General features: G+C 68.3%; 24 protein-coding genes. 6 read left to right on the forward strand and 18 right to left on the reverse strand.

All coding sequences use genetic code 11. The features are described 5' to 3' along the window. Positions 1-31: 31 nt before the first annotated feature. Together ACXPWS_RS25850 and ACXPWS_RS25855 are read right to left on the reverse strand one after the other, a co-directional pair. Positions 32-970: a CobW family GTP-binding protein gene (locus ACXPWS_RS25850; RefSeq protein ID WP_458709378.1), complete on the reverse strand. Its 939-nt coding sequence runs from the start codon at positions 968-970 to the stop codon at positions 32-34. Positions 971-980: 10 nt separating this feature from the next. Further along, entirely contained in the window at positions 981-1667 is a 687-nt protein-coding gene (locus tag ACXPWS_RS25855) for a demethylmenaquinone methyltransferase (protein ID WP_458709379.1), read from the reverse strand. A gap of 106 nt (positions 1668-1773) precedes the next feature. Here ACXPWS_RS25855 and ACXPWS_RS25860 point away from each other — a divergent pair, with 106 nt between their 5' ends. Next, positions 1774-2595, forward strand: coding sequence for an SDR family oxidoreductase (locus ACXPWS_RS25860; protein WP_458709380.1), 822 nt, complete (start codon positions 1774-1776; stop codon positions 2593-2595). Positions 2596-2617: 22 nt separating this feature from the next. Here ACXPWS_RS25860 and ACXPWS_RS25865 read toward each other — a convergent pair whose 3' ends face one another. After that, positions 2618-3745 carry a glycosyltransferase family 4 protein gene (locus tag ACXPWS_RS25865; protein ID WP_458709381.1) on the reverse strand — a complete coding sequence of 376 codons (1128 nt, stop codon included), beginning with the start codon at positions 3743-3745 and terminating at the stop codon, positions 2618-2620. A 189-nt stretch (positions 3746-3934) separates the two neighbouring features. On the opposite strand from ACXPWS_RS25865, the gene ACXPWS_RS25870 reads away from it, so the two are divergent. Continuing rightward, on the forward strand, positions 3935-4504 hold the full coding sequence (locus tag ACXPWS_RS25870) for a DsbA family protein (RefSeq protein WP_458709382.1): 570 nt from the start codon (positions 3935-3937) through the stop codon (positions 4502-4504). On the opposite strand, the gene ACXPWS_RS25875 is transcribed toward ACXPWS_RS25870, so the two are convergent. The 15 genes from ACXPWS_RS25875 to ACXPWS_RS25945 all read right to left on the reverse strand — a co-directional run bounded on the left by ACXPWS_RS25875 (position 4479) and on the right by ACXPWS_RS25945 (position 20641). Next, positions 4479-4994 carry a DUF3592 domain-containing protein gene (locus ACXPWS_RS25875; protein ID WP_458709383.1) on the reverse strand — a complete coding sequence of 172 codons (516 nt, stop codon included), beginning with the start codon at positions 4992-4994 and terminating at the stop codon, positions 4479-4481. The two genes, ACXPWS_RS25870 and ACXPWS_RS25875, sit on opposite strands and share 26 nt — an antisense overlap. Next, positions 4994-6667 carry a 2-succinyl-5-enolpyruvyl-6-hydroxy-3-cyclohexene-1-carboxylate synthase gene (gene menD, locus ACXPWS_RS25880; RefSeq protein WP_458709384.1) on the reverse strand — a complete coding sequence of 558 codons (1674 nt, stop codon included), beginning with the start codon at positions 6665-6667 and terminating at the stop codon, positions 4994-4996. The genes ACXPWS_RS25875 and menD overlap by 1 nt, the downstream gene beginning before the upstream one ends. Before the next feature lie 9 nt (positions 6668-6676). Further along, positions 6677-7486, reverse strand: coding sequence for an alpha/beta fold hydrolase (locus ACXPWS_RS25885; RefSeq protein ID WP_458709385.1), 810 nt, complete (start codon positions 7484-7486; stop codon positions 6677-6679). Positions 7487-7496: 10 nt separating this feature from the next. Then, positions 7497-8207 carry a DJ-1/PfpI family protein gene (locus ACXPWS_RS25890; protein ID WP_458709386.1) on the reverse strand — a complete coding sequence of 237 codons (711 nt, stop codon included), beginning with the start codon at positions 8205-8207 and terminating at the stop codon, positions 7497-7499. A gap of 10 nt (positions 8208-8217) precedes the next feature. Next, a complete protein-coding gene (locus tag ACXPWS_RS25895) occupies positions 8218-9183 on the reverse strand; it encodes a GlxA family transcriptional regulator (protein WP_458709387.1) in 966 nt (321 codons plus the stop codon). Positions 9184-9248: 65 nt separating this feature from the next. Further along, entirely contained in the window at positions 9249-10394 is a 1146-nt protein-coding gene (locus ACXPWS_RS25900; RefSeq protein WP_458709388.1) for an LLM class flavin-dependent oxidoreductase, read from the reverse strand. A gap of 97 nt (positions 10395-10491) precedes the next feature. After that, complete coding sequence (locus tag ACXPWS_RS25905; RefSeq protein ID WP_458709389.1) at positions 10492-11385, reverse strand: o-succinylbenzoate synthase; 894 nt, start codon at positions 11383-11385, stop codon at positions 10492-10494. 49 nt (positions 11386-11434) lie between these two features. Then, positions 11435-12994: a long-chain-fatty-acid--CoA ligase gene (locus tag ACXPWS_RS25910; RefSeq protein ID WP_458709390.1), complete on the reverse strand. Its 1560-nt coding sequence runs from the start codon at positions 12992-12994 to the stop codon at positions 11435-11437. A gap of 87 nt (positions 12995-13081) precedes the next feature. Continuing rightward, positions 13082-14686: a gamma-glutamyltransferase gene (locus ACXPWS_RS25915; RefSeq protein WP_458709391.1), complete on the reverse strand. Its 1605-nt coding sequence runs from the start codon at positions 14684-14686 to the stop codon at positions 13082-13084. 41 nt (positions 14687-14727) lie between these two features. Continuing rightward, positions 14728-15528: an amino acid ABC transporter ATP-binding protein gene (locus ACXPWS_RS25920; RefSeq protein ID WP_458709392.1), complete on the reverse strand. Its 801-nt coding sequence runs from the start codon at positions 15526-15528 to the stop codon at positions 14728-14730. After that, on the reverse strand, positions 15525-16307 hold the full coding sequence (locus tag ACXPWS_RS25925; protein WP_458709393.1) for an amino acid ABC transporter permease: 783 nt from the start codon (positions 16305-16307) through the stop codon (positions 15525-15527). Before ACXPWS_RS25925 ends, ACXPWS_RS25920 begins: the two co-directional genes overlap by 4 nt. A 16-nt stretch (positions 16308-16323) precedes the next feature. Then, entirely contained in the window at positions 16324-17163 is an 840-nt protein-coding gene (locus tag ACXPWS_RS25930) for an ABC transporter substrate-binding protein (protein ID WP_458709394.1), read from the reverse strand. Between the two features lie 148 nt (positions 17164-17311). Further along, positions 17312-17989, reverse strand: a complete 678-nt coding sequence (locus ACXPWS_RS25935; RefSeq protein WP_458709395.1) for a TetR/AcrR family transcriptional regulator — start codon at positions 17987-17989, stop codon at positions 17312-17314. Between the two features lie 67 nt (positions 17990-18056). Beyond that, the gene (locus ACXPWS_RS25940) at positions 18057-19643 is read right to left on the reverse strand and encodes an amidohydrolase (RefSeq protein ID WP_458709396.1); all 1587 of its coding nucleotides are present in this window, start codon (positions 19641-19643) and stop codon (positions 18057-18059) included. Positions 19644-19675: 32 nt separating this feature from the next. Continuing rightward, positions 19676-20641, reverse strand: coding sequence for an acyl-ACP desaturase (locus ACXPWS_RS25945; protein ID WP_458709397.1), 966 nt, complete (start codon positions 20639-20641; stop codon positions 19676-19678). Between the two features lie 293 nt (positions 20642-20934). Between ACXPWS_RS25945 and ACXPWS_RS25950 the strand changes: the two genes are divergently transcribed. The 4 genes from ACXPWS_RS25950 to ACXPWS_RS25965 all read left to right on the forward strand — a co-directional run bounded on the left by ACXPWS_RS25950 (position 20935) and on the right by ACXPWS_RS25965 (position 25674). Then, a complete protein-coding gene (locus tag ACXPWS_RS25950) occupies positions 20935-21390 on the forward strand; it encodes a YciI family protein (RefSeq protein WP_458709398.1) in 456 nt (151 codons plus the stop codon). 115 nt (positions 21391-21505) lie between these two features. Next, a complete protein-coding gene (gene fadD8 / locus ACXPWS_RS25955; RefSeq protein ID WP_458709399.1) occupies positions 21506-23140 on the forward strand; it encodes a fatty-acid--CoA ligase FadD8 in 1635 nt (544 codons plus the stop codon). Between the two features lie 21 nt (positions 23141-23161). Further along, a complete protein-coding gene (locus tag ACXPWS_RS25960) occupies positions 23162-24406 on the forward strand; it encodes an RNA polymerase sigma factor (RefSeq protein ID WP_458709400.1) in 1245 nt (414 codons plus the stop codon). A 29-nt stretch (positions 24407-24435) separates the two neighbouring features. After that, positions 24436-25674: a GNAT family N-acetyltransferase gene (locus ACXPWS_RS25965; protein WP_458709401.1), complete on the forward strand. Its 1239-nt coding sequence runs from the start codon at positions 24436-24438 to the stop codon at positions 25672-25674. Positions 25675-25684 lie beyond the last annotated feature (10 nt).

Raw genomic sequence — 25684 nt, forward strand, 5'->3', positions numbered from 1 at the left:
ACTCCTCGAACTGGGTGAGCGGTCAGGATACCTACACCACGTATTTGAGGACGCCGAGGATGGCCTGCTCGTCGGCGGGGACCCGGGTGCACTCGCCGAGCGCGGCATGCACGCCGTCGACGTCGATGTCGGTACCGATGAACACCAACTCGGTGCCGGCGCGGCGCTGTTTCTCGAATCGCACCGAGCCACCCACCAGCTGAAGCAGGTACCGGTGTCCCGGACCGAAATCGACGAAACCCTTTGCGCGGTAGAGCCCTTGAGGCCGGTCCCGCAGGACGGCCATGAACTGCCGCGGGTTCAGCGGCGTGTCGGTGCGGAATTCGACGCTCTGATACGCCGGGTGTTCATGGTCGTCATGGGAATCGTGCAGCAGTTCGTCGAAGGACATCTGTGCCCGCAGCGGTCGCGGCGCCGGGTCGATGAGCAGTCTCGGGTGCACCTTGGCGAAGTCGGTGGGCACCAGGGGCACGCCCGGGTTCAGTTCTCGCACCGCAGCGCGCACCGCGTCGAGATCGGTTGCCGCCGTGGCCTTGTTCAGCACCACGAGGTCGGCCACGGCCACCCCGTGGCCCAGTTCGGCCGGCGTGGTCGCGTCGACCACCAGGACCAGGCCGGCATAGTGGAATCGCTTGTCGTCGACCGCCATGATGGTGCGGGCCAGCGCCGGTGGTTCCGCCACGCCGCTGGCCTCCACGACGATCAGGTCCAGCCGTGGGGTGACCGCGGCCAGCTTGCCCAGCATCTCGGCCACCTCGCCGTCCTCGGTGACACAGCAGATGCACCCGTTGGACAGCGAGGCCATCGCGTCGACCTGGCCGGCGATCAGCATGGCGTCGATGTTGACGGCCCCGAAGTCGTTGACCAGTGCGCCTATTCGGGCTCCGGAGCTGTTGCGCAGCAGGTGGTTGAGCAGGGTCGTCTTGCCGGCGCCGAGGTGTCCGGCGACGGCCAGTACGGGAATGCTCAACGTCAGCCGATCAGGGCTTGACCGCCGCGTGCAACGCGACGATGCCGCCGGTGAGATTGCGCCAGCGCACCGATCCCCAGCCGGCCTCGGCGATCCGACCGGCCAGCTCGGCCTGGTCGGGCCAGGCGCGGATGGATTCGGCCAGGTACACATAGGCATCCGGGTTGCTCGACACCGCCGACGCCATCGCGGGCAGGGCCTTCATCAGGTATTCCTTGTACACCGTCGCAAACGGCCGGTTGGTCGGCGTGGAGAACTCGCACACCACCAGGCGCCCACCCGGGCGGGTGACCCGGGCCATCTCCCGCAGACCGGCCACGTGGTCGACGACATTGCGCAGGCCGAAGCTGATGGTCACCGCGTCGAACACGCCGTCGGCGAACGGCAGCCGGGTCGCATCGGCGCCCACCTTCGGCACCGCGCGGGCCGCGCCGGCGCCCAGCATGCCCACCGAGAAATCGGCCGCCACACACCACGCGCCGGAGGCCGAGAGTTCCACCGTGGACACCGCCGTGCCGGCTGCCAGGTCCAGCACCGTGTCCCCCGCACCGATGTCCAGCGCGGCACGCGTCTGGCGGCGCCAGAACCGGTCCTGGCCCAGTGACATCACGGTATTGGTGATGTCGTAGCGACGGGCCACGGCGTCGAACATCGACGCCACCTCGTGTGGGTCTTTTTCCAGCGTCGCGCGGTTCACCGCACTAAAACTACCTGTGAGTCTCGTGCTTCCGGGAATGGGCGAGTCGTGGTGACGTTGGTAGGGCACAGAGGCACGTCGGAGGCACATCGGAGAAAGAGGCGATATGGCAAAGGTCTGGTTCATCACTGGCGCATCCCGGGGCTTCGGCCGGGAGTGGGCCATCGCGGCGCTGGATCGCGGCGACAAGGTGGCCGCCACGGCACGCGACACGGCGTCGCTGGACGACCTGGCGCGCAAGTACGGCGATGCGCTGCTGCCGCTGCGCCTGGACGTGAACGACCGCGCTGCCGATTTCGCTGCGGTCAAGCAGGCGCACGACCACTTCGGCCGGCTGGACATCGTGGTCAACAACGCCGGGTACGGCCAGTTCGGCTTCATCGAGGAGCTGTCGGAGGCGCAGGCCCGGGATCAGATCGAGACGAACGTGTTCGGCGCACTGTGGATCACCCAGGCCGCGCTGCCGTATCTGCGGGCGCAGCGCAGCGGCCACATCATCCAGGTGTCCTCGATCGGCGGGATCACCGCATTCCAGAATGTCGGGATCTACCACGCATCCAAGTGGGCGCTGGAGGGTTTCTCGCAGTCGCTGGCCCAGGAGGTGGCGTCCTTCGGCATCCACGTCACGCTGATCGAGCCGGGCGGGTTCTCCACCGACTGGGCCGGGTCGTCGGCCAAGCACGCCACCCCGATCGACGATTACGCCGAGGCCCGCCAGGCCGCGCAGGAAGCCCGCGCCAAGCGCACCGCCAAGATCGGTGATCCGAAGGCGTCGGCCGCCGCGGTGCTCAAGATCGTCGACGCCGAGAATCCGCCGCTGCGGGTGTTCTTCGGTGAGCTGCCCCTGCAGTTGGCCAAGGCCGACTACGAATCCCGGATCGCGACGTGGGAAGAGTGGCAGCCGGTTTCCGTCGAAGCCCAGGGCTGACCGGCGCGGTGCCGGCGTGGGGTCAGGCGGCCTTACGCCGGCGCAGCCCGATGACGGCTTCGTAGTGACCGAACAGTTCGTCGCAGACCGCCGGCCAGGTCCGCCCGAGCACACTGCGCCGGGCAGCCGCCGAATAGCGGACCCGCTCGGCGATCAGGTGGTCCACGGCGCCGGGCAGCCGGCTCTCGAACTCATCGACACCGAGCAGCAGACCGGTGTGCATCGGGGTGACCAGATCGCGCGGGCCGCCCGCGTCGGGGGCGATCACCGGCAGACCGGAGGCCATCGCCTCCTGCACGGCCTGGCAGAACGTTTCGTGTTCACCGGGATGGACGAACACGTCCATGCTGGCGTAGGCCGCGGCCAGGTCGGCGCCGTAGAGCGCGCCGGTGAAGACCGCGCCGGGCATCAGCGCCCGCAGCTTGGCCGCGTCGACGCCGTCACCGACGACCACCAGCTGCAGGTCATCGCGGGCGGCCAGGACCGCGAGGCGCTCGACATGCTTCTCCGGGGCCAGCCGGCCGACGAACCCGACGATCGGCAAGCCGGCGGGTGAGAGCCTGCGGCGCAGCGCCTCATCGCGGGCCGACGGCACGAAACCGGTGATATCGACCCCGCGCCCCCACTTGTGGATCCGCGGAATGCGATGGGCCGCAAGGTCTTCCATCGCCGCGGTGGACGGTGCCAGAGTACGGTCGGCCTTGCTGTGCAGCCGACGGGTCCACGCCCACGACACCCGGGACAGCACGCCGACCCCGTAGCTCTCGGCGAACCCGGCGACATCGGTCTGGAACACGGCCACCGTCGGGACACCGAGGTGCCGCGCCGCATGCACCCCACCCCAGCCCAACAGTGCCGGCGACGCCAGATGCACCACGTCGGGATCGAAACCGCGCAGTACGTTGATCATTCGCGGCCGCGGCAGGCCCAGCGGCAGCGAGGTGACTTTCGGGAACATCTTCGAGGGCACCCGGTGTATCCGGACACCGTCGTGCACCCGGTCGGCCGGCGGCTGACCGGACGGGGTGTCCGGGGCGATGACCATGACCTCGTGGCCGGTGCGGCGGAGGTGCTCGATCACCCGAAGCACCGAGTTGGTGACGCCGTTGACGTTCGGGAGGAAGGACTCGGCAACGATTGCAACGCGCACGAGCCCACTGTCGCAGCGGCGGTTGACAACGCGGTTGCCTGCGGGCATATGGCGTGCGAACACCACGCCAGCGGTACGGTTACCCCTGTGCGTCGATGGTTGGTGGTACTGGCCTCCATAACACTGCTATCCGGGGCAGGATGTGCACGTCAGACCGCCGGCACCGCGCAGCCGGACCCGGTGAAACCGATGACCGAGGTGAGCAAGGACGGTTTCGGCGTCGTCGCGGGATTCCCGGACGCACCCACCCGCATCGAGATCTTCACCGAACCGCAGTGCACGCACTGCGCCGATCTGCAGCACGATTTCGGTGATTCACTGCGCTACTACATCGCGGTCGGCGCGCTGCAGGTCACCTACCGGCCGATGACCTTCCTGGACACCGGCGGCAATCACCATTCCGAACGGGTCGCCAACGCGTTGTTTCTGGCGGGTGCGGGCAAGCAGACCCCGGCCACCGCGCTGCAGTCGTTCGTCGAGGAACTGTGGGCCAACCAGGACCCGGGCGGCAAGGGGCCCACCGACGACGAGATGGCGGACATGGCCCGCACCGCCGGGGTGCCCGACGCCCGGGCCCAACTCATCGCATCCGGCGACGGGGTGGTGGACGTGGCGGCCATGGAGGACATGAACTTCGGCTTCCTCTACGACATCGACCCGACCGGCACCGGGACGCCGACCGTCTACGACCTCAACAAGGACCGCAAGGTCGACATCTTCGACAACGACTGGCTCAAGAAGCTGATCGACTCGGCTTGAGCCGCCGGTCCACCATCTCCACCCCGACCAGCGCGGCGCCCGCGATCAGCCAGCCCAGCACGGCGATGGATCCCGCCGGCACGATCGCCAGCGAGGCGTTGCGGTGCTGGACGCGAACCAGATCCGGATTTGTCTTGTCGTACTCGACGTAGATGCGCATCCCGTTCTCCAGCTCGGACGGGTAGAGCACACCGAGTTCGGGCCGGTAGGTGACGCGGTCGGGGGTGACGAACTCGATGGTGGAGCGGCGCGGGCCGGCGTCGAGCACCTCCGCGGCGGCGACCCCCATACTGCGTTCGATCTGCCGGTCGTTGACCCAGGCGCCGACCACCAACAGCACCGACTGGAACGTCACCAGCGCCGCGGCCAGCACGATGCCGACCCGGATCCGGCGCAGCACCCGCTGCGCCCTGGTCTGCGTGCTGTCGCCGAAGATGTGCGGAAACACCTTGCGCCACAACGACTTGAGCGAATCGACAACGGCGAGCACTACAGCGCCGCCCTGATCGACGCGTGCAGCGCACGCAGCGACGACCGGTCGGCCTTCACCTCCAGCACCCGCATTCCGTCGTGCGGTTCACGCAGCGCGACGCCCAGATCACCGACCTCTATCTGCGCGCAGTCGACGTGATAGGCGCGGCAGAGAGCGCCGACGTCGACGTCGTGGGGAGTGCCGAAGATGCGGGAGGACACATCGGAGAAGCGCGGGTCGCCCTGCTCCAGCAGTTCGAAGATGCCGCCGCCGTTGTCGTTGGACACCACGATGGTCAGGTTCTTGGGCGCCGGCTCGGTGGGCCCGATCAGCAGACCGGAACTGTCGTGCACGAAGGTCAGGTCGCCGATCAGTGCCACCGTCTTGCCGGTGCGTTCGTGGGCCAGTGCGGCGCCGATGGCGGTGGACACCGTGCCGTCGATACCGGCCACCCCGCGGTTGGACCGCACCGACACCCCCGGCGCAGCCAGCCCGACGAGCGCCATGTCGCGGACCGGGTTGGAGGCCCCGAGCACCAGTTGGTCGCCGTCGCCCAGCACCCCGGCGATCGCCGCCGCGACGTGCAGCCCGGTGGTCAGCGGGTGCTGCGCCAGCTGCTGGTGCACGGCAGCCAGGGTGCGCCGGTGCAGCCCGGCGCAGCGGTGCAACCAGGCCGGATCGGGTGTACCGGTGGTGACCGCGCGGGTGCCGGTGGCCTGCGAGTTGCCCGACACGTCGGGCCAGCGCGGACCGGTGGTCAGTGCGAACACCGGCACCGCGGGATCGGCCAACAGCGCCGACACCGGACGGTGCAGCGTGGGCCGGCCGAGCATGATGACCTGCTGCGGGCGCAGCAGCGCCAGGGCGAGCGGATGCAGCGGGTTGGCCGGGGCCGGAGCCGTGGGCTCGGCCACGGTGGGCAGCCCGGCCAGGTTGGGGTGGCTGCCTGCACCGTGCCCGGCGATGACGACGGTGTCCGGGCTCAGGTCGATCTCCAACGGCTGATCGAAATTGACCGGCGGGGTGTAGGTCCACGATTTGCCGTCCGGGCGGCCGGGCGGGACGTCGTCGTGGTCGTCGCGGTCGGGCACCAGCGGTTCCCGCAGCGGGATGTCGAACTGCACCGGACCGGCGTTGGCACTGCGGGATCCGGTGGCCGCGACCAGCACCCGGCAGGTGGCCGACCGCCATTGCGCGTTGAGCGCGGCCAGGTCACTCTGGCCTCTCCCGTCGCTTCGCTCGCCCCGGTGGCCTCGCCCGTCACCCCGGTGATCCGCCAGGCCAAGGCTGATGTTGTCCCGCACCTGGGTGCCGAAGTAGCCCAGTTGTTCCATCGTCTGGTTGGCCCCAGTGCCCAGCAGCTCGTAGGGCCGGTTGGCACTCAGCACGATCAACGGCACCCGGGCGTAGTTGGCCTCGACGACGGCGGGGCCGAGATTGGCCACCGCGGTGCCCGAGGTCATCGCGATGCACACCGGGGCCTTACCGCCGAGCGCCAGCCCGATCGCCAGAAAGCCGGCGGTGCGCTCGTCGATCCGGACATGCAGTCGTATTCGTCCGGCGCGATCGGCGTCGTGCAGCGCGAACGCCAGCGGCGCGTTGCGTGAACCGGGGCACAACACCACGTCACGCACGCCGCCGCGAATCAGTTCGTCGACGACGACGCGGGCCTGTGTCGTCGAGGGGTTCACCACGTCAGCCTATGCCCGCACCGAGATGGGCAACTCCGTGCGGCCTTCGCCGAAGAAACTCAGGATGGCCTCGTTGACCAGGTCGGGTTGTTCGATGAAACCCAGGTGTCCGGCCTCGCCGATCTCCAGATAGCGTCCGCCCGGAATGGCGTCGGCAACCTCCCGGCTCAGGTGCGGCGGCATCACCAGATCGTCGGTGAATCCGATGACCAGCACCGGCGTCCGGATGCTCTGGTAGGCGGGCAGCCTGTTGTTCTGCGGGGCGATGTCCAGCTGGCTGCGCAGCCCCGGGGTGTACTTGGTGGGCCACATGGTGAACATCTCGGCCCAGTCGGTCACCGCGCGGTCGTCGTTGAGGGTCTTGGGCGAGAAGCTCTCCAGCAGCCGGATCTTGGCGTCGTAGGCCGGCGGCAGCACGATGCCCGCGGCGGCGAGCTCGTGTTCGGCCGTGCTGAAGAAGTCCCTGGCCTTGTCGTGCCTGCCGCGGGTGGCCATCACCACGGCCTGGGTGACCAACTCCGGACGGGCAAGCATCAGTTCCTGGGCGATGAACGAGCCCATCGACACACCGACCAGCCGCACCGGCCCGCCGGCCACGTCCTCGATCAGCTTGGCGGTGTCGGCGACCACCTGTTCGGTGGTGAAGCCGCTGGCATTCTCGGTGGCGCCGATACCCCGGTTGTCGAAGGTGATGATGCGGTAGCCGGCGCGCCGGAACGCCGGTACCTGATGCAGGTGCCAGGTGCGTCCGGCGCCGCCGCGGCCGGCGATGAACAGGACGGGATCACCGCTGCCGCGGTCGTCATAAGCCAGGTTCACCCGGCCGACCCTACTTGCGGGTACGGACCTTCTTGATCGCCTGGTCCCACAGCAGCAACGTGCTGGCCTTCAGCGTCGCGGGTTTCAACAGCTCGCGGGACATCAGAGCGGTCGCCGACGCCTTGGTCGCCGTGGAGGCCTTCGAGAAATGCCCGGAGTCGAACGGCGGCTGCGGGTCGTACTCCATGGACAGCTGGATCGCCTTGGCCCGGTCTTCGCCCGCGATCTGAGCGGCCAGCCACAACCCGAGGTCGATGCCCGCTGAGACGCCCGCGGCGGTCACCACATCACCCTGATGCACCACGCGTTCGTCGCCGACGGGATGCACCCCGAACGTCTTCAGCAGCGGCAGCGCGGCCCAGTGCGAGGTCGCCCGCTTACCGTCCAGCACGCCGGCGGCCGCCAGGATGAGCGAGCCCGAGCACACCGACGTCGTCCAGGTGGCGGTCTGGTGTGCGCGGCGCACCCAGTCCAGCAGCACCGCGTCGCGGGAGTGCTCCGCGGTGCTGAATCCGCCGGGGATCAGCAGCACGTCGGGCGACGGTGTCTCGTCGAAGGAATGGGTGGCGCCGATGACCAGCACCCCGGAGTCCGCGGGGATCGGCCCGGGTTCGTGCCAGACGAAGCGCACTTGCGCGTCGGGCAGCCAGCGCAGCGACTCGTAGGGCCCGATGAGGTCCAGGGCGGTGAATCCGGGGTACAACACGATGGCGATCTGCATGACTTCTCCTCTATGCGAAAGACTTGCGGTACTGATCGGGTGAAACACCAACGCGCCGAACGAAGTTGCGGCGCAGGGTCTCTGCGCTGCCGAATCCGCAGCGGGCGGCGATCACCGTGACGGTGTCGTCGGTCTCTTCCAGCTGCCTGCGGGCGGCGTCGGTGCGGATCCGCTCGACGTAGGCGCCGGGCGCTTCGCCGACTTCCTCGGTGAACAATCGGGTGAAATGCCGCGGGCTCATCGCGGCCCGCTCGGCCAGCGACGAAATGCTGTGGGCGCCTCCGGGTTCGGATTCGATGGCGTCCTGCACGTCGCGGATCGGAGCCCGCTTGGCCCGCGGCATCCACACCGGGGCCGCGAACTGCGTCTGCCCGCCCGGGCGGCGCAGGTAGAGCACCAGCCAGCGGGCCACGGTCTGCGCGATGTCGGTGCCGTGATCCTCCTCGACCAGGTGCAGGGCAAGGTCGATACCGGCGGTGACCCCGGCGGCGGTCCACACCTGCTCGGAACTACGGATGAAGATGGGTTCCGGATCGACGGTGACGGCCGGGAATTCACCGGCCAGGTGCGGCGCGAAGGCCCAGTGCGTGGTGGCGGTGCAGCCGTCGAGCAGGCCGGCCTCGGCGGCCAGCAGCGCACCGGAGCACACCGTGACTATGCGCCGGGCGCCCGCGGCGGCCACCCGGATCCACTCCACGATTGCCGGGTTTCGGCGCGCTTCCTCGACCCCGAAGCCGCCCGGGATGACGACGGTGTCGACCGGTGTGCGCGGATCTGGTGGTGCGGCGGCGACGAATTCCAGGCCGGTCATGGTGGCGATGGACCGGCCGTCCATGGAGACCAGCCGCACGTCATAACCGCCGGGGCACTGCTGGGCAGCCAGTTGCATGGTGGCGCCGGTGAACACGTCGAACGGCCCGACGATGTCGAGCCCCTGCACACCGCTGTATCCGAGGATCAGCACCGACCGGTTCACCGTCTCATCGTGACGGCCCGACGCGATGGCGTCCAGGACATGGTCCCCACAGATCAGGACATGGGTCAGAGTCGCCTGAGTCGGCGAGCGATCTGGACGAAGGGCAGCGTCGAGGTGAACCCCTTCAGCGCGCTGCGCTGCAATCCGCATCCGTTGATCAGCACGATGTGCCGCACCCCCGCGTCCCGCCACGCGACGGCTTTCTCCAGCACCTCATCCGGGGTTCCGACCAGCCCGACGTCCCGCATCAGGGCCGGGGTGACGCCCTTGATGTAGGACAGCGCGGTCTGCTCGTCCCACTCCTGGGGCAGCAGGTCCTGCGCGCCGCTGAACCCGACACCGAGCGGGTGCTGCAGGCCGTGTTCGGCGAACATCTCATCGGGTGCGGTCAGGCAGGCGGCCCGCATCACCTCCGAGTCCAGGGCCGCGTCCACTTCGCCGGTCGTGCGGCCGGTGACCACCGACAGACATACCGCCGGGGTGATCGCCATCGGATCGCGGCCGGCATCCGACGCGGCGGACCGCACCACGTCCAGCCGCTGGGCGTACGCCTTGGCCGTGTGCGGAAACGCCGGGAAGTAGCCGTCGGCGTAGCGACCGGCGATCCGCAGCATCCGGGGGCCGTGCGCGGCGATCCAGATCGGCGGCCACTTGCCGCGGTAGGCCGGCAGGTCGAAGAGCGCGTTGCGCAACGGAAAATACGGCGAATCCCGGTTGACCAGCTCACCGCGGGAATCCCACAGCGCCCGGATGGTGGCCAGCGCCTCCTCGAACCGGGCCACCGGCTTGGTCCAGTCCACGCCGTACGGCTCGTTGCCCTCGCGTTCCCCCGAGCCGATGCCGAGGATGAACCGGCCCCGGGTCAACTGACTCATCGTCACTGCGGCCTGCGCCGTCACCGCCGGGTTGCGCCGCCCGGTATCGGTGACACAGAGCCCGAGGTTCAGCCGGCCGATCCTGTTGCGGGCAGCCAGGTTTCCCAGCATGGTCCACGGCTCCAGGAAGGCGTCGACCGACGGGCTCAGCCTCGCCAGGCCGCAGTATTCGGGTTTCCACAGGGACCGCGGGAACAGCGCGTTCAAGTGGTCGGGAACCCAGAAGGAGTCCATCCGCGCCGCGACCGCACCGAGGTAATTCGCGCGGGTGAAGGTGTCCACCCGCGGCTTGCCGGCAACGATGGTGTCGAGCAGGCCGATCTGCATCCCAGTCATGACCTCAGTGTCAAACTGCAGGTCAAGGGCGCCTAGAGTAGGCCGATACCCGAACGTTGTCAGGCCTGTCGGCGATGATCTGCGGTCGACGCACGGCTCAGGCGAACGGGTGGCACTGCCGCACCCGGTCGATCCACGATTGCCGCCGGTCCGGCGCGACGGCCAGGGCGGCCAGCCGGGCGGGGTCGGGTGTCACCGGACCGACCGGCAGGAAACCGTCCACGGGCGCCGGCACATCGGCCACGTCTTCGATGAACAGTCCGCCGGTGCCCAGCCCGCAGGCGTGCGGCAACTCCGGCAGGCAGGCCGCCGCCAGCAGGCCGCGCGACATGCCGACGGCGGAATCCAGCGCGCTCGACACCACCAGCGGGATGCCGATGGCCGTCGCGATCTCCAGCAGCGCGCCGACGCCGCCGAGCGGGGCCACCTTCACCACGGCGATATCGGCGGCCCGCAGCGCGACCACCCGCAACGGGTCGGTGGCCTTGCGGATCGACTCGTCGGCGGCGACCGGGACGTCGACCAGCCGGCGCAGTTCGGCGAGCTCTTCGACGCTGGCACAAGGCTGTTCGAGGTATTCCAGAGGTCCGAGGGCGTGGGTGGCCTCGACGGCCTCGCGCACGGTCCAGCCGCCGTTGGCATCGACGCGCACCACCGGCACCAGGGCACGGACCGCCTGCACCCTGGCGACGTCATCGGCCAGGGTCTGGCCAGGCTCGGCAACCTTCACCTTCGCCGTCCGCGCGCCGGGGAACCGGGCCAGCAGTTCGGGCACCGCGGCGGCCGGCACCGCAGGGACCGTCGCGTTGATCGGAATCCGGTCACGTCGCGGCACCGGTGAAATCCCGTACGCGGCTTCGATTCCCGACGCCAGCCACCGGGCGGCCTCGGCCGGCGGATACTCCGGGAACGCCCCGAATTCACCCCAGCCCGCGGGCCCGTCGATCAGCGCCACTTCACGCACGGTGATACCGCGGAACCGGACCCGCATCGGCAGCGCGACGACGTGCAGCCGCTCCAGCAGGTCCGCCAGCGGTACGTCAAACGGTGGTGCGATCGCGGCCCTCCCAGTGCGGTTTGCGCAGATCCTTCTTCATGATCTTGCCAGTCGGGTTTCGCGGCAGCGCTTCGAGGAAGTCGACGGTCTTCGGACATTTGTAGGCGGCCAGGTGCTCGCGCGCCCACCCGATCAGGTCTGCCTCGGTGGCATCGCCTTCCAACGCGACAACCGCTTTGACCGCCTCACCCCACTTCTCGTCGGGCACGCCGAACACCGCGACCTCGGCGACGGCGGGATGCTCGGCGAGCACCCGCTCGACTTCGATCGAGTAGATGTTCTCCCCGCCGGAGATGATCATGTCCTTGAGCCGGTCTTCGACGAAGACGTAGCCGTCCGCGTCGATCCGGCCGATGTCCCCGGTGCGGAACCAGCCGTCCGGGGTGATGGCCTCGGCGGTGGCCTCCGGCTTTTTCAGGTAGCCCTTCATCAATTGCGGTGTACGGAACCACAATTCACCCTGCGTCCCGGCGGCCACGTCCTCCCCGGTGTTCGGATCGACCACCCGCAACTCGGTTCCCGAGATCAGGGTGCCCGCACTGACCAGGCGCTCCTCGTTGCCCGACCGATGGTCTTCCGGCATCAGCCGGGTCACCACCCCGCACACCTCGGTCAGCCCGTACACCTGGATGAACTCGGTCTCCGGCCAGGCCTGCAGCGCTTGGCGCAACAGCGGCAACGGCATCGGCGACGCCCCGTACGCGTAGGTCTTCAGCGCCCCGAACAGCTTCACCGCGTCCGGGCCGGTGTCGAGCACCTTGGCCAGCACGGCGGGCACCAGGAACGTCCGGTTCGCGCCGGCCAGGATTCCACCGGCCAGCGCGGCGCCGTCGACATCGCGGGTCATGTAACTGGGCACGCCGTGGTGCAGCCCGTACTGCATGTAAGAGGTGCCCCCGACATGGAACAGAGGCATCGCCACCAGGTTCTTGTCCCCCGGTTCGGCCGTCCAGCCCTCGAAGGCGTGGATGGTGTGCGCGATGACGTTGGCCTGGGTCAGCGCGACACCCTTGGGCCGGCCGGTGGTTCCCGAGGAGTACATGATGATGCAGACATCGTCGGGACTCACTTCGGCCGAGCGACCGACCGGGGTGGCCGCGGCCAGCATCGCCTCGTAGGCGTCGTCCCCGTCGGGCTTGACCTCGATGAGGTCGGTGACGGCGGGCAACTTGTCCCGGATGGCCTCCACGGCCGGTGTCAGCTCGGCGCCGACGAACAGCAGTTTGGCGCCGGAATCATTGATCACGTAATCCATTTCCTCGGCGGCCAGCCGGAAATTGATGATGGCGTTGGCCGCCCCCAACGACGCCGCCGCCAGCGTCGCCTCCACACACGCCGGGTGATTTTTGTCGACGAAGGCGATCACGTCGCCGTGCCCGATGCCCCGGGCGGCCAGCGCCCCGGCCAGCCGCCGGATGCGGTCATCCCACTGCGCCCAGGTCCAACTGCGGTCGCGGTAGGTCACCGCCTCCTCGTCGGGTTTGGTGGCCGCCCAATGCGCGACGCGTTCGTCCAGAAATCGGGGTTCGGGCAACTCTGACATGCGCTGAGCGTCCCATGAGGGGCATCCCGCCAAGCCATTTTCGGGGTAAACCGTGCGCGGCGCCCAACCATCGGTACCACCGTGGATTCAGGTCGCCGATCGGGCCGTCCGGTGATGGCGCGGGAATTGCACGACAACGCCGGAACCGTCGGCCCGCGGGTCTGAGGCGGCCGTCATGTCGCCGTCCTCGCTCACCCGCACGACGTTGGCCTGGCCCAGCCCCTCGGTGTGTCGGGGGACCTCGGCAACCGCGAGACCCGAGGCCACCAACGATGCCGTGGCGGCCGGGTCGGCGCCGGTCTCGACGATGACGGTGTCGTCGGTGCAGCCGGCCTGTTGTGCGCCGACCACCGCGCGCGGAGCCGCGATCGCTGCCGCCGCGGTCTCGCCGTCGGCCATGCGCAACAGCACCTGGGTGAGAATCTGGGGTTGGCCCTGTCCGCCCATCGTCGCCAACACATGTCTGATCTCACCGGCCTGTGTGGTCAGCACGGGCATCAAGGTGTGCAGCGGACGTTTCCTGGCGGCAAGCACATTCGGCGACCGCGGATCGAGCGAGAAGCTGGTGCCGCGGTCATGGAACAGGATGCCGGTCTGTGGGTCGAGCAAGCCCGACCCGAACGCGTGATACACGCTCTGGATGAGTGAGACGGCAAAGCCGTCGCCATCGGCCGCGGCGATGCCGACGGTGTCCCCGCGCGGCACCGATGCCGCGGTTGCCACCGCGGCCCGCACCGACGCGGTGGCGCCGAGACCGCCGACCAGCGCCGGCACGTCGACGTCGGCCATCCGCGGATCCGCCAGATGTTCCGACCGCAACCGGTTGCCGTGGTGGAACACCCACATCAGGGCGCCCAGGTCCGCACCGAGTGGGGCGTTCAGGCAGGCCGTCCCGATGGCCGTCAACGCCCGCAGCATGATGAAGCCATGCGTGTTCGGCGGGCTGGTCATGACCCGCAGATCGCGGAATTGCACCGAGATCGGTTCGGTCACCTCCGGCCGGAATTCGGCGAAGTCGGCCGCGTCGAGTGCACCGCCGTGCGAGCGCAGGTACTGCACGCTGCGGTCGGCGACCGCGCCGGTGTAGAACTCATCGGGCCCACCCCGGGCCAGCGCCCGCAAGGTCGCCGCCAATGCCGGCTGGCGCAACTGCTCGCCCCGCCGCAACAGCCGCCCACCTCGACGGAACATGCGGTCGAAATCGGCCATGCCGGACAGATCGGCGTTCTCGGCATCGTGCAGGTGGCGGTGCAGCGATTCGGCCACCGGCACACCGAGGTCGGCGGCCCGCTCGGCGGCCGACAGCAGCCGGTCCCATGGCAGCCGACTCCCGAAGACACGCAAGGCTTCCCATCCACGCACACCACCGGGCACCGTGACCGCGTCGGCACCGCGGACGGGTAATCCATCCCCGTACTTGTCGCGCATCAGCTCGACATCGGCTCCGGCCGCCGACCACCCGGAGGCGTTGATGCAGTGCACCGCGCCGTCCGGGGTGCGCACCAGGGCGATCAGATCCCCGCCCAACGCCACATTGTGCGGGTAGACGACGGTCAGTACCGCCGCCGCGGCGATGGCGGCGTCGATCGCGTTGCCGCCGTCACCGAATGCGGCGGCCGCGGCTTGCGTCGCCAAGACGTGCGGGGTGGCGATCGCACCGGTGAACGGGGATGCACCGTTGGTCGTGGGCACTGCTGAACTACCCCCTCGTGGGATGTGCCGATATCCGGCGGTCAACCGATGGTGGACAGAAACGCTTTGGTGCGTGCATTTTTCGGGTTGGCGAACAGTTCGTCCGGCGGCGCGTCCTCGATGATGCGGCCCGCGTCCATCACGATGATCCGGTCGGCGACATCGCGGGCGAACCGCATCTCGTGCGTCACCACCACCATGGTCATCGCATCGCGTGCGAGCTCACGCATCACCGCGAGCACTTCGCCCACCATCTCGACGTCGAGTGCGCTGGTCGGTTCGTCGAACAGCATGACCTTCGGGCGCATGGCGAGGGCGCGTGCGATGGCCACCCGCTGCTGCTGGCCGCCGGACAGCTGGCTCGGTCGTGCTTGCGCCTTGTCGGCCAGGCCTACTCGCTGCAGCAGCGCCAGCGCATCCGCGCGAGCCTTGTCTTTCGGCTGGCCGAGCACCCGGACGGGGGCGTTCCACACATTCTCCGCGGCCGTCATGTGCGGGAACAGGTTGAAATGCTGGAAAACGAACCCGATTTCACGGCGTCTGCGGGCCAGCTCGGTCTGGCTGATCTTGCGATCACCGTCGCCGTGGGCGATGGACTGCCCCGCGATGCGGACCTCACCGCTGTCCAACTCCTCAAGGTGGTTGAGCGACCGCAACAATGTCGTCTTGCCTGCGCCGGATGGGCCGATCAACACCACCACCTGCCCGCGGTCGATGTCGAGGTTGACATCGTCGAGCACACGCCGGCCGCCGAGGGTGCAGCGCGCGTCCCGCACCGAGACGATAGGCTCGGCGGCCTCGGTGCTGTCGTCGATCATCTGTGTTGTGGGCCTTTCGGTCATGCTTGCGTCTGCAGGGCCGGGGCCGCCCGCCGGGCGCCGAGGAGACGCGCGGTGATGGGGACCCGCGTCTGGATGCCGAGCTGGCGGGCCAGCCGGTTCTCGATTCCGGCCTGCACGAATGTCCAGATCGTGGTGAGCGCGAGGTAGTAGATCGCCGCCACGATGAAGATCTCGAAGGTGTGGAACGTCGACGAGCTGATGGACTGGGTGACCAGGAACATCTCGCTGACGCCGATCACCGACAGCACCGAGGTGGTCTTCATCATCCCGTTGAACGAGTTACCCAGCGGCGGAACCATCACCCGGAGCGACTGGGGCACGATGATCCACCGCATCAGTCTCATCGGTGTCATACCCAGCGAGGCCGCCGCCTCGAACTGTCCTTTGGGAACGGAATCCAATCCGGCCCTGACGATCTCGGCGATATATGCGCTCTCATTGACCATCAGTCCGATGATGGCGGCCTGCACGGCGGCCTTGACCGACAGGCCGGCCAGCGACACGTCGTGGAATTGGTACAACCCGACGGCGGCCAGTCCGGTGTAGATGATGACCAACTGCACCAGCAGCGGGGTACCGCGGATCACCCAGATGTAGACGCTGGCACACCACCGCACCGTGGCGAATGGCGATCGCCGCATCAGGGCCAGCAACAGGCCGAGCACCGTCGCCAAGACCATCGCCACCACCGATACGACGATGGTCAGCACCAGCCCGTCCAGGAACGGCCCGCTCGGGGTCAGCAACGATTTCCAGAAGAAGTGCCAGTCGAAGGTCATCACGCGGCCCTGCCGGCTACTTCTGGATATCGAGGTCGGTCTGGCCCCATTGCGCGAGAACCTTGCCGTAGGTGCCGTTGCTCTCCAGAGTGGCCAGCGCCGACGCGATGGCGTCGTGTAATTCCTTGTCGCCCTTCAACGTCGCCGCGCCGATCTTGATGGTGCCGAACGGCTGACCGGCCATCTGGATCTTCGCGCCCGTCTTGGTGGCGTAGTAGCCCAGCGTCTCCGCGGTATCGAGGTAGGCGTCGACCTGCCCATTCTGCACCTGTTGCAGAGCCACGTCGGCATGGCTGTTGCGGTTGATGTCGACTGCGGGTTTGCCAGCGGCAGTGCACTTCTCGGATTGCTCGTTCGACAATGCCTCGGCGGTGGTGGCGACCGCGACGATGACCTTCTTGCCGCACAAGCTCTCATCCAGGCCGGTGATCGCGGCCGGTTTGTCCTTCGACACCGCGATTCCGGTGCCGGAGTACACATACGGCACGAAGTCGACAACCGCCTCGCGTTCGGGCTTGATGTAGAGCTGCGCCATGATGACATCGCACTGCTTGGCCTGCAGGGTGGGTATGACGGCCGAGAAGGCGGTCTCGACGAACTGCGGCTGCAGTCCCATCTCGGCGGCCAGCGCCTTGCCGAGGTCGACCTCGCTGCCGACGAGCGCGCCCGTCTCGTCGTGATAGACGTTGGGTGGCGTGCCGTCGTTGGGGGCGCAGATCTTCAGAGTGCCTGCCGACAGGATGGTCGGCGGGCTCACCTTGGCCGGCCCCGTCGGCGCCGGCGACGGCGCGGGCGAGGAGCAGGCCGACGCCACGAGCGCAGCCTCGGCGAGCCCGATGATCAGGGCTTTCTTCAACGTTCCTCCCGAAGGTTCATACCGATACGGCGTGGTTCACATCACACCCGCGGTGCCTATCGAACGATAGGTCACTATCGATCGATAGGGAAGGTTTGGGCGGAACTCGTTACACAGGTAACGCGATCTTCACACCGAGAAGAGCGGGTCAGTCGAGCTCGGCCGGCGCCAGACCGGGCAGCCGGCCGCGCGTCACTTCGGCGACACCCGCCAGCCGCGACTGGTCGACGAGAAGCGACCGCAGCACGAAATCGGCTGCCTGCAAGGGCCTTTCGCGATGCAACCGGCCCGACGGACCGCCCTGTTCACGCAACGTCTCGAAGAGCATGCCGTTGATCACCCGCAGCACGAAGGCCGGCTCGAATGACACGAACTCACCCGCGTCGCGGCCGCCCTCGACGAGACGCTCGACTTGATCGTGAAACAGCGTGATGCCTCGGCGCTCGGCTTCGAATTCGTCCAGGGCCAGCACCGCGTCGTGGTACAGACCGCGGGCATCGAACGGTTGCGCCAAACCCTCCAACACGTCACTGGCGATCCCGAGATGCAGTTTCTCCGCCCAGCTCGACTTCTCGTCGAGCCGCAGCTGCATGCGGGCAATCGAGGGCCCGAGGTCGAGTTCGACCAGCGCACGGAAGATTTCGTGCTTGGCCTGAAAGTGGTGGAACAGTGACGGCTGCCGAATCTGCACCGCATCGGCGATATCGCGGGTCGAGGTCCCGAAGTAGCCGCGCTGCGCGAACAGCACCGACGCGGCGAGCAGAATCCGGCCCCGTGTCGAGCCCCAGTCGACCGCCCTGGGGGACCAGCCCTGCCCGTATGTCACCGCTCAACTGTGACACACAGTGACACCGCACAGCCCTGTGCGGTCGCCGGCCGCGCCGAACCAGCGATCAGTGCGGACTCGGGTACACCTGCCGGCCCGCCAGTAACGTGGCCCGGACCGCGATCCCGGCGATGTCCTCGGGAGTGGTCTCCAGCGGATCCGCGGACAGCACAACGACATCGGCGTACTTGCCCACCTCGAGGGAACCGATCACATCCTCGGCGAACAGCTGGTAGGCCGCGTCGATCGTCTGTGCCCTGATCCCCTGCTCGACGGTGAGCCGCTCCTGGGGCGCCAGCACCCGGCCACTCGGTGCGGTGCGGGTGGCGGCGACGCTGATATTGCGCAGCGGCTCCTCCGGGGTCACCGGCGGATCGTTGTGCAGCGAGATGCGCATACCAGTGGCCACCGCCGAGCCGCACGGCATCCAGCGCTCACCGCGCTCGGGCCCGAACAGGCCGTCCACGATCACGTCACCCCAATAGTGCAGCTGGTCGACGAACAGGCTGCAGGTCACCCCGAGCGCGTGGGCGCGCCGCAGCTGGGCGTCGGTGATGGCACCGACGTGTTCCAGCCGCAGCCGATGATCGTCCCGTGGATCAGCCTGCAGCGCTTGCTCATACACGTCCAGGATGGTGTCCACACCATGATCGCCCTGCACGTGACAGGCCATCTGCCAGCCCCGCGGATAGAAGGTGCCGACGATCTCGGCGAGTTGCTCGCGCGTGTAGTTGGCGTGCCCGCACGACCCCGGGAGGACCCCGATGGCCCGGGTGTCCTCGGTGTCCAGGTACGGGAATGTCAGGTCGATGTTGCCGATCCACGGCGAACCGTCCACCCAGATCTTGATACCGACCTGACGCACCATGTCGTCCCCGTCGCCGGGACTGGCATCGGTGTGCAGCGCCGCGGTGGACATCTCGTAGGTGCGCAGCCGCACCGTCAGCTGGTCGTGCAACGCCGTCAGCATCGGGCCGAACATCGGGTCGAACGCCATCTCCGAACACGTGGTCAGCCCGGCCCGGTTCAGCCGGGCGCACTCGGCCATCAGCATCGCGGGGTAATCGCTGACCTTGATGGCACCGCCCAACAGCGGGAACACCGCGGCCGATTCCTCGGCGGTGCCGTCCAACTCGCCGTCGGCGGTGCGCCCGTATCTCGCGCCCTTGGGGTCGACGGTGTCCCGGTTCAAGCCGGCGGCGCGGGCCGCCGCGGAGTTGAAGAAGGCCTTGTGGCCCGAGTTGTGGATGATCACCAGCGGCGTGTCGGCGATGCCGTCCAGCCAGGCCAGGGTCGGTTCCGGCAGTCCGCGCTGCAGCAGCGGATCCCACCCGTTCAGGTAGGCACCGTCGGCACCGCGCCGGGCCACCTCGGCGTGCACCGCGGCGATGACGTCGTCCGCCGAGCGCACGGTCACCGGCCGGATGTCGACCATGCGGTCGGACAACGCGACCGCCTCCATCAGCGGGTGCCCGTGCGCCTCGACGAAGCCGGGCAGTACGCAGCCGTCGCCGGCGTCGAACACCGGGCCGGTCCAGTCATCGTCGTCGATCGCGGCGATCCGCCCGTCGAGCACCGCCAGCGATCGGGCGGTGGGCCGGCCGACGTCCATGGTGCGGATGTGTCCGGTGATCACCAGATCGGCATGGGGCATGCCCGGGATGCTAGGGCCTCACGCCCGCCCGGTCAGGCGATTCGGGCGGCCTTGGCGGCCTCCCGAGCCAGCATCCGGTCGCGCTGCTCCTCGAACCTGACAACCTGCTTCTGCAGATCCTCAAGGTAGGTGGCCAACTGCTCGCGCCGCTGCTCACCGCGGGCCGTCACGTCGTTGCGCTCGAAGATCCGCCACTTCTTCACACAGGGCAGCAACACCTCTTCGAGGTGCTGGCGCAGATCGTAGATGCCGTGTTTGGCCATGATCACGCTGTTGCGGCGCCAGTTGGGCATACCGCGGCCGGGCATCTGGAATCCCTCGATGATGGCGCAGACCGCCTCCATCGCCTGGTCGGGCGCCAGGTCGAAACCGGCGGAGAACAGGTTGCGGTAGAACACCATGTGCAGGTTCTCGTCGGTGGCGACGCGCTGCAGCATGGATTCGGCCAGCGGGTCGTCACAGATCTTGCCGGTGTTGCGGTGACTGACCCTGGTCGCCAGCTCCTGCAGGGTGGCGTACGCCGAAATCATCAGCGGGCCCGGCTCGTGGATCTCGCGTTCTTCCTCGCTCGGGTCATAGCCGTTGCGCATGTGCTCCATGCGCATGCGCTCCAGCGCCACCGGGTCCACACCGCGGGTGACGACGAGGTAGTCACGGATGACGATGCCGTGGCGGTTCTCCTCGGCGGTCCACTGGTTGACCCAGTGCCCCCAGGCGCCGCCCAGCGAGAAGTGATTCGCCGCGCCGCGGTGATAGGACGGCAGGTTGTCCTCGGTGAGCAGATTGGTGACCATCGCCACCTTGGCGACCTCGGACAGACCGGACTGCTCAGGTGCCCAGTCCTGGCCGCCGAGTGCGGCGAAGTTGCGGCCGCGGTCCCATGGGACGTAGTCGTGCGGATGCCATTCCTTGGCAACCGACAAATGGTGGTTGAGGCCGGCTTCGGCGACCGGTTCGAGTTCCTCGAGAACCTCGGCATCGGTCAGATGTCTCTGCATTACGTCCTTCAGGTATCGGACCACTGCCTGTCGGCGCGCAACCGCTGTCGACGGCGTCGGGATGATCCTCGTCTGCCCCGGGGTGGGCACGTACTTTCCCGACTTCGAAGTCGATCCATTTCAGGTGTGGTTGAGAGCCTACGTGCCGTACATGTGTGCGATTGCAAGCACCGTGAAACGGCGTGTCCCCCGTCACGAAAAAAGTTCCGCGCCCGTGTCGATTCGGCGGGGGTGTCGTTCGACGTCATCACGAGGGCACGATGGACGGGCCCCATATCTGAGGAGACAACACCATGTCGCGCTACATGATGATCATGCGGTCCACCCCGGCGGCCGAAGAGTTCGTCGCCGAGAACATCGATTTCGACGAGATCATCGCCGCGATGGGCCGCTACAACGAAGAGCTCATCAAGGCCGGTGTGCTGCTGGCCGGGGAGGGGCTGACCCCTCCCGAAGAGGGCTTCGTCGTCGACTTCGTCGCCGACCCGCCCGTGGTCACCGACGGCCCGTACGCCGAGACCAAGGAATTGTTCAACGGCTTCTGGATTCTGGACGTGTCGTCGGCGGAGGAAGCCAAGCAGTGGGCGCGCAAGTGCCCGCTGGGGCCGGGCGTGAAGCTGGAGGTGCGCCGGGTCAGCGAGACCGATGAATTTCCGCAGGACAACGAGTGGATCCAGAAGGAGATTCAGTGGAGGGCCGACGTCGCCGAGAAGCTGGCGGCGGATGCGCGCCGGGCCGCGGGTCGCTGATGCGTGAAGGTGGTCCCCGGCGGTGCGTCGCGCCGCCGGGGACCACGCGCCCTCTTCCCACCAATATCGGGGCACCCCTGGCTTCATTTCTGTAACACGTTCTAGTGTGTCTGTCATGACTCAAGCCGTTGCTTCCTCGCGCGAGCGCTCGTCGGGCGACAAGCTGCGCCACCCCATCCATTCCGGGCACCTCACCGTCGGCGCGCTCAAGCGCAACAAGGACAAGCCGGTGCTGTTCCTCGGGGACACCACCCTCACCGGTGGCCAGCTCGCCGACCGCATCAGCCAGTACATTCAGGCCTTCGAAGCGCTGGGGGCGGGTACCGGGGCCGCCGTCGGGCTGCTCTCGCTCAACCGCCCCGAGGTGCTGATGATCATCGGTGCCGGGCAGACCCAGGGCTACCGTCGCACGGCACTACACCCTCTTGGTTCGCTGGACGATCACGCCTACGTGCTGTCCGACGCCGAGGTGAGCACCTTGGTCATCGACCCCACCCCGGCCTTCGTGGAGCGGGCGAAGGGACTGCTGGACAAGGTGCCGTCGCTCAAGCAGGTGCTGACCATCGGTCCGGTTCCCGAGGCGCTGTCCGGGGTCGCCACCGATCTGGCCGCCGAGGCCGCGAAATACCCGCCGCAGACGCTGGTGGCCGCGGATCTGGCGCCGGACCACATCGGCGGGCTCACCTACACCGGCGGCACGACCGGCAAGCCCAAAGGCGTCATCGGCACCACCCAGTCCATCACCACCATGACCACCGTCCAGCTCGCCGAATGGGAGTGGCCGGAACACCCGAAGTTCCTGATGTGCACCCCGCTGTCGCATGCGGGTGCCGCGTTCTTCACCCCGACGATCGTCAAGGGCGGAGAACTGGTCGTGCTGACCAAGTTCGACCCCGCCGAGGTGCTGCGGGTCATCGAGGAGCAGAAGATCACCGCGACCATGCTGGTGCCCTCGATGATCTACGCGTTGATGGATCACCCGGACAGCCACACGCGCGATCTGTCCTCATTGGAGACGGTGTACTACGGCGCCTCGGCGATGAACCCGGTGCGCCTGCGCGAGGCCATCGACCGGTTCGGCCCGATCTTCGCGCAGTACTACGGCCAGTCCGAGGCACCGATGGTGATCACCTACCTGGCCAAGGGCGACCACGACGAGAAGCGCTTGACCTCCTGCGGCCGGCCGACGCTGTTCGCCCGGGTGGCCTTGCTCGGCGAGGACGGTCAGCCCGTCCCCCAAGGCGAGGTCGGCGAGATCTGCGTGTCCGGGCCGCTGCTGTCGGGCGGGTACTGGAACCTGCCCGAGGCCACCGCCGAGACCTTCGCCGGCGGCTGGATGCACACCGGTGACCTGGCCCGCGAAGACGAGGACGGCTTCTACTTCATCGTCGACCGCACCAAGGACATGATCGTCACCGGCGGATTCAACGTCTTCCCCCGCGAGGTGGAGGACGTCATCGCCGAGCACCCGGCGATCGCACAGGTGTGTGTCATCGGCACTCCCGACGAGAAGTGGGGCGAGGCGGTGACGGCGGTGGTCGTGCTGCGTCCCGGCGCCGACTCCTCCGAGGGCGCGGTGGCGACCATGACCGCCGAGATCCAGTCCGCGGTCAAGGAACGCAAGGGTTCGGTGCAGGCGCCCAAGCAGGTCGTCGTGGTCGATTCGGTACCGGTGACCGCGCTGGGCAAGCCGGACAAGAAGGCGGTGCGCGCCCAGTTCTGGGCCGGCGCAGCACGTTCGGTGGGCTGATCCGCCGGGCACAATGGCCGCATGGCCACCCCTTCTACGGACATGCGGGCGACGGTCGACGCGGTGTGGCGCATGGAGGCGGCACGGATCGTCGCGACCTTGACGCGCTGGGTCGGTGACATCGGCCTGGCCGAGGATCTGGCGGCCGACGCCCTGGTCGATGCGTTGACGCAGTGGCCTGACACCGGGGTGCCGCGCAACGCGGGAGCCTGGCTGACGACGGTGGCCAAGCGCAAAGCCGTCGACCATTGGCGCCGCCAGGACAATCTGGACGCCAAGTACGCGGTGCTGGCCCGCGACCTCGCCGATCACGTCGACCAGGCCTGGGATCCGGACCATATCGACGACGACGTGCTGCGGCTCGTCTTCACCGCCGCGCATCCGGTGTTGTCTCGCGAAGCCCAGATCGCGCTGACCCTGCGGGTGGTGGGCGGGCTGACCACCGAGGAGATCGCGCAGGCCTTCCTGATCCCGAAAACGACTGTGGCGGCCCGGATCACCCGGGCCAAGAAGTCTCTCGCCGGCCTTCCGTTCGAGGTGCCCGAACGCAGCGAGTTCGGGCCACGCCTGTCGGCAGTACTCGGGGTGATCTATCTGATCTACAACGAGGGCTACTCGGCGTCGTTCGGCAGTCGCTGGATCCGTGACGAATTATGCAGCGAGGCAACACGTCTGGCGCGAACTTTGGCGGCGTTGGTGCCGGCCGAGCCGGAGGTGCACGGGCTGTTGGCGTTGATGGAGTTCCAGTCGTCGCGGTTCGCCGCGCGCACCGACGCCGACGGCAATGCCATCCTGCTCGAGGACCAGGACCGCACCCGCTGGGACCGCGCCCAGATCCAGCGCGGCATCCAAGCCCTGCAACGCGCCGAATCCGCACGTGCCGGGCGCGGCTGGGGGCCCTACGGCTTGCAGGCCGCACTGGCCGAATGCCATGCGGTGGCGCCGACCGCCGCCGACACCGATTGGACCCGCATCGTGTCGATCTACGATGCGCTACGGCAGATCTCGCCCTCGCCGGTGGTGGAACTGAATCGGGCCGTCGCGGTGGCGATGGCCGACGGGGCCGCCGCCGGCCTGCAGATCGTCGACGGCATCACCGGCCTCGCCGACACCTATCTGCTGCCCAGCGTGCGCGGCGAACTGCTGGCCCGGCTGGGCCGGCGCGCCGAAGCCGCCGCCGCGTTCCAGATCGCGGCGACCCTGGCCGGCAACGAGCGCGAACGCGATGTCCTGCTGCACAAGGCCGCCCGATATTCACGTGACTGAACACGGTCCGGTGCGGTACGCATGACGGTGTGGCCGAACTGACCCTGCGCAACGTCAGCGATGACGACGACTTTCAGGCCTATATGGCGGCGCTGTATTCGGTGTTCCTGGAGGACCCGCAGCAGGACGAGACCGATCTGTACCGAGGATTCACCGAATACGACCGGATGTTCGGATTCCATGACGGAACCCGCTGGGCCGCCACCGCCGGCGCCTACGGCAAAAAGGTGAGCCTGCCCGGCGGTGCGCTGGTCCCGGTCGCCGCCGTCACCGGCGTGACGGTGTCGCCCAGCCATCGGCGCCGCGGTCTGCTGACCGCGATGATGCGCCATCAGCTCGACGACATCCGGTCCCGCGGTACCGAGGCGGTGGCCATGCTGTTCGCCTCCGAAACCCCGATCTACGGGCGGTTCGGCTACGGGCTGGCCAGTTCGAACGCGGTGCTGTCGGGGAAGGTGCGCGATCTCGCGTTCCGCCCCGAGGTGGACGTCGGCCAGGGCACGGTGACCGAGATCGACGCCGAGACACTGCTGGACATCGCCCCGGCGATCTATGACCGGGCCCTGCCGAACCTTCCCGGCCGGATGGACCGGACCCGCCCCTGGTGGGACTACGTCATCCACGACAGCGAGGAGCGGCGCAAAGGCACCGGCAGCATCAGGTTCGCCCTGCATCGCGGACCCGACGGCACCCCCGATGCCTACGCGATCTACCGGCCCAAGGCGGAGTGGTCGAACACCGGCCCCGAAGGAAAACTGCACATCCAGGAGGTGCGCGCCACCCACGCGCGGGCCTACGCCCGAATGTGGCGTTTCCTGCTGGAGATCGACCTGATCCGCAGCATGAAGTACGACGGCGCCGCGGTGGACGAACGGCTGCGCTTCCTGGTCGCCGACCAGCGTGCGGTGCAGTGCGAGATCAACGACGCGATCTTCACCCGGCTGGTGGACATCCCCAGGGCGTTGACGCTGCGGCGGTACGCCACCGACATCGACGTGGTGCTCGAGGTCACCGACGAATTCTGCCCGTGGAACACAGGACGGTACCGGCTGCGCGCCGGGCTGGACGGCGCAGAATGCGAAAGCACTTCCGCCGCAGCCGATATCGTGATCTGCGCGCGCGACCTCGGCGCCGTCTACCTGGGCGGGGTGAGCCTGCAGGTGTTGGTGGCCGCCGGCCTGGTCGGTGAACTGACCGCCGGATCGGCGCATCGGGCGGCTGGCGCCTTCGGCTGGCCGGTGGCGCCGAGCATGCCCGATCACTTCTGAGCCAAGATGG

The organism is Mycobacterium sp. BMJ-28 (assembly GCF_054404835.1).

Coding starts and splice junctions, on each gene's coding strand:
- ACXPWS_RS25860 (WP_458709380.1), top strand. CDS start 1,774: ATGGCAAAGGTCTGGTTCATCACTGGCGCATCCCGGGGCTTCGGCCGG.
- ACXPWS_RS25870 (WP_458709382.1), top strand. CDS start 3,935: ATGACCGAGGTGAGCAAGGACGGTTTCGGCGTCGTCGCGGGATTCCCG.
- ACXPWS_RS25890 (WP_458709386.1), bottom strand. CDS start 8,207: ATGCAGATCGCCATCGTGTTGTACCCCGGATTCACCGCCCTGGACCTC.
- ACXPWS_RS25900 (WP_458709388.1), bottom strand. CDS start 10,394: ATGACTGGGATGCAGATCGGCCTGCTCGACACCATCGTTGCCGGCAAG.
- ACXPWS_RS25905 (WP_458709389.1), bottom strand. CDS start 11,385: ATGCGGGTCCGGTTCCGCGGTATCACCGTGCGTGAAGTGGCGCTGATC.
- ACXPWS_RS25910 (WP_458709390.1), bottom strand. CDS start 12,994: ATGTCAGAGTTGCCCGAACCCCGATTTCTGGACGAACGCGTCGCGCAT.
- ACXPWS_RS25920 (WP_458709392.1), bottom strand. CDS start 15,528: ATGACCGAAAGGCCCACAACACAGATGATCGACGACAGCACCGAGGCC.
- ACXPWS_RS25925 (WP_458709393.1), bottom strand. CDS start 16,307: ATGACCTTCGACTGGCACTTCTTCTGGAAATCGTTGCTGACCCCGAGC.
- ACXPWS_RS25940 (WP_458709396.1), bottom strand. CDS start 19,643: ATGCCCCATGCCGATCTGGTGATCACCGGACACATCCGCACCATGGAC.
- ACXPWS_RS25945 (WP_458709397.1), bottom strand. CDS start 20,641: ATGCAGAGACATCTGACCGATGCCGAGGTTCTCGAGGAACTCGAACCG.
- ACXPWS_RS25950 (WP_458709398.1), top strand. CDS start 20,935: ATGTCGCGCTACATGATGATCATGCGGTCCACCCCGGCGGCCGAAGAG.
- fadD8 (WP_458709399.1), top strand. CDS start 21,506: ATGACTCAAGCCGTTGCTTCCTCGCGCGAGCGCTCGTCGGGCGACAAG.
- ACXPWS_RS25960 (WP_458709400.1), top strand. CDS start 23,162: ATGGCCACCCCTTCTACGGACATGCGGGCGACGGTCGACGCGGTGTGG.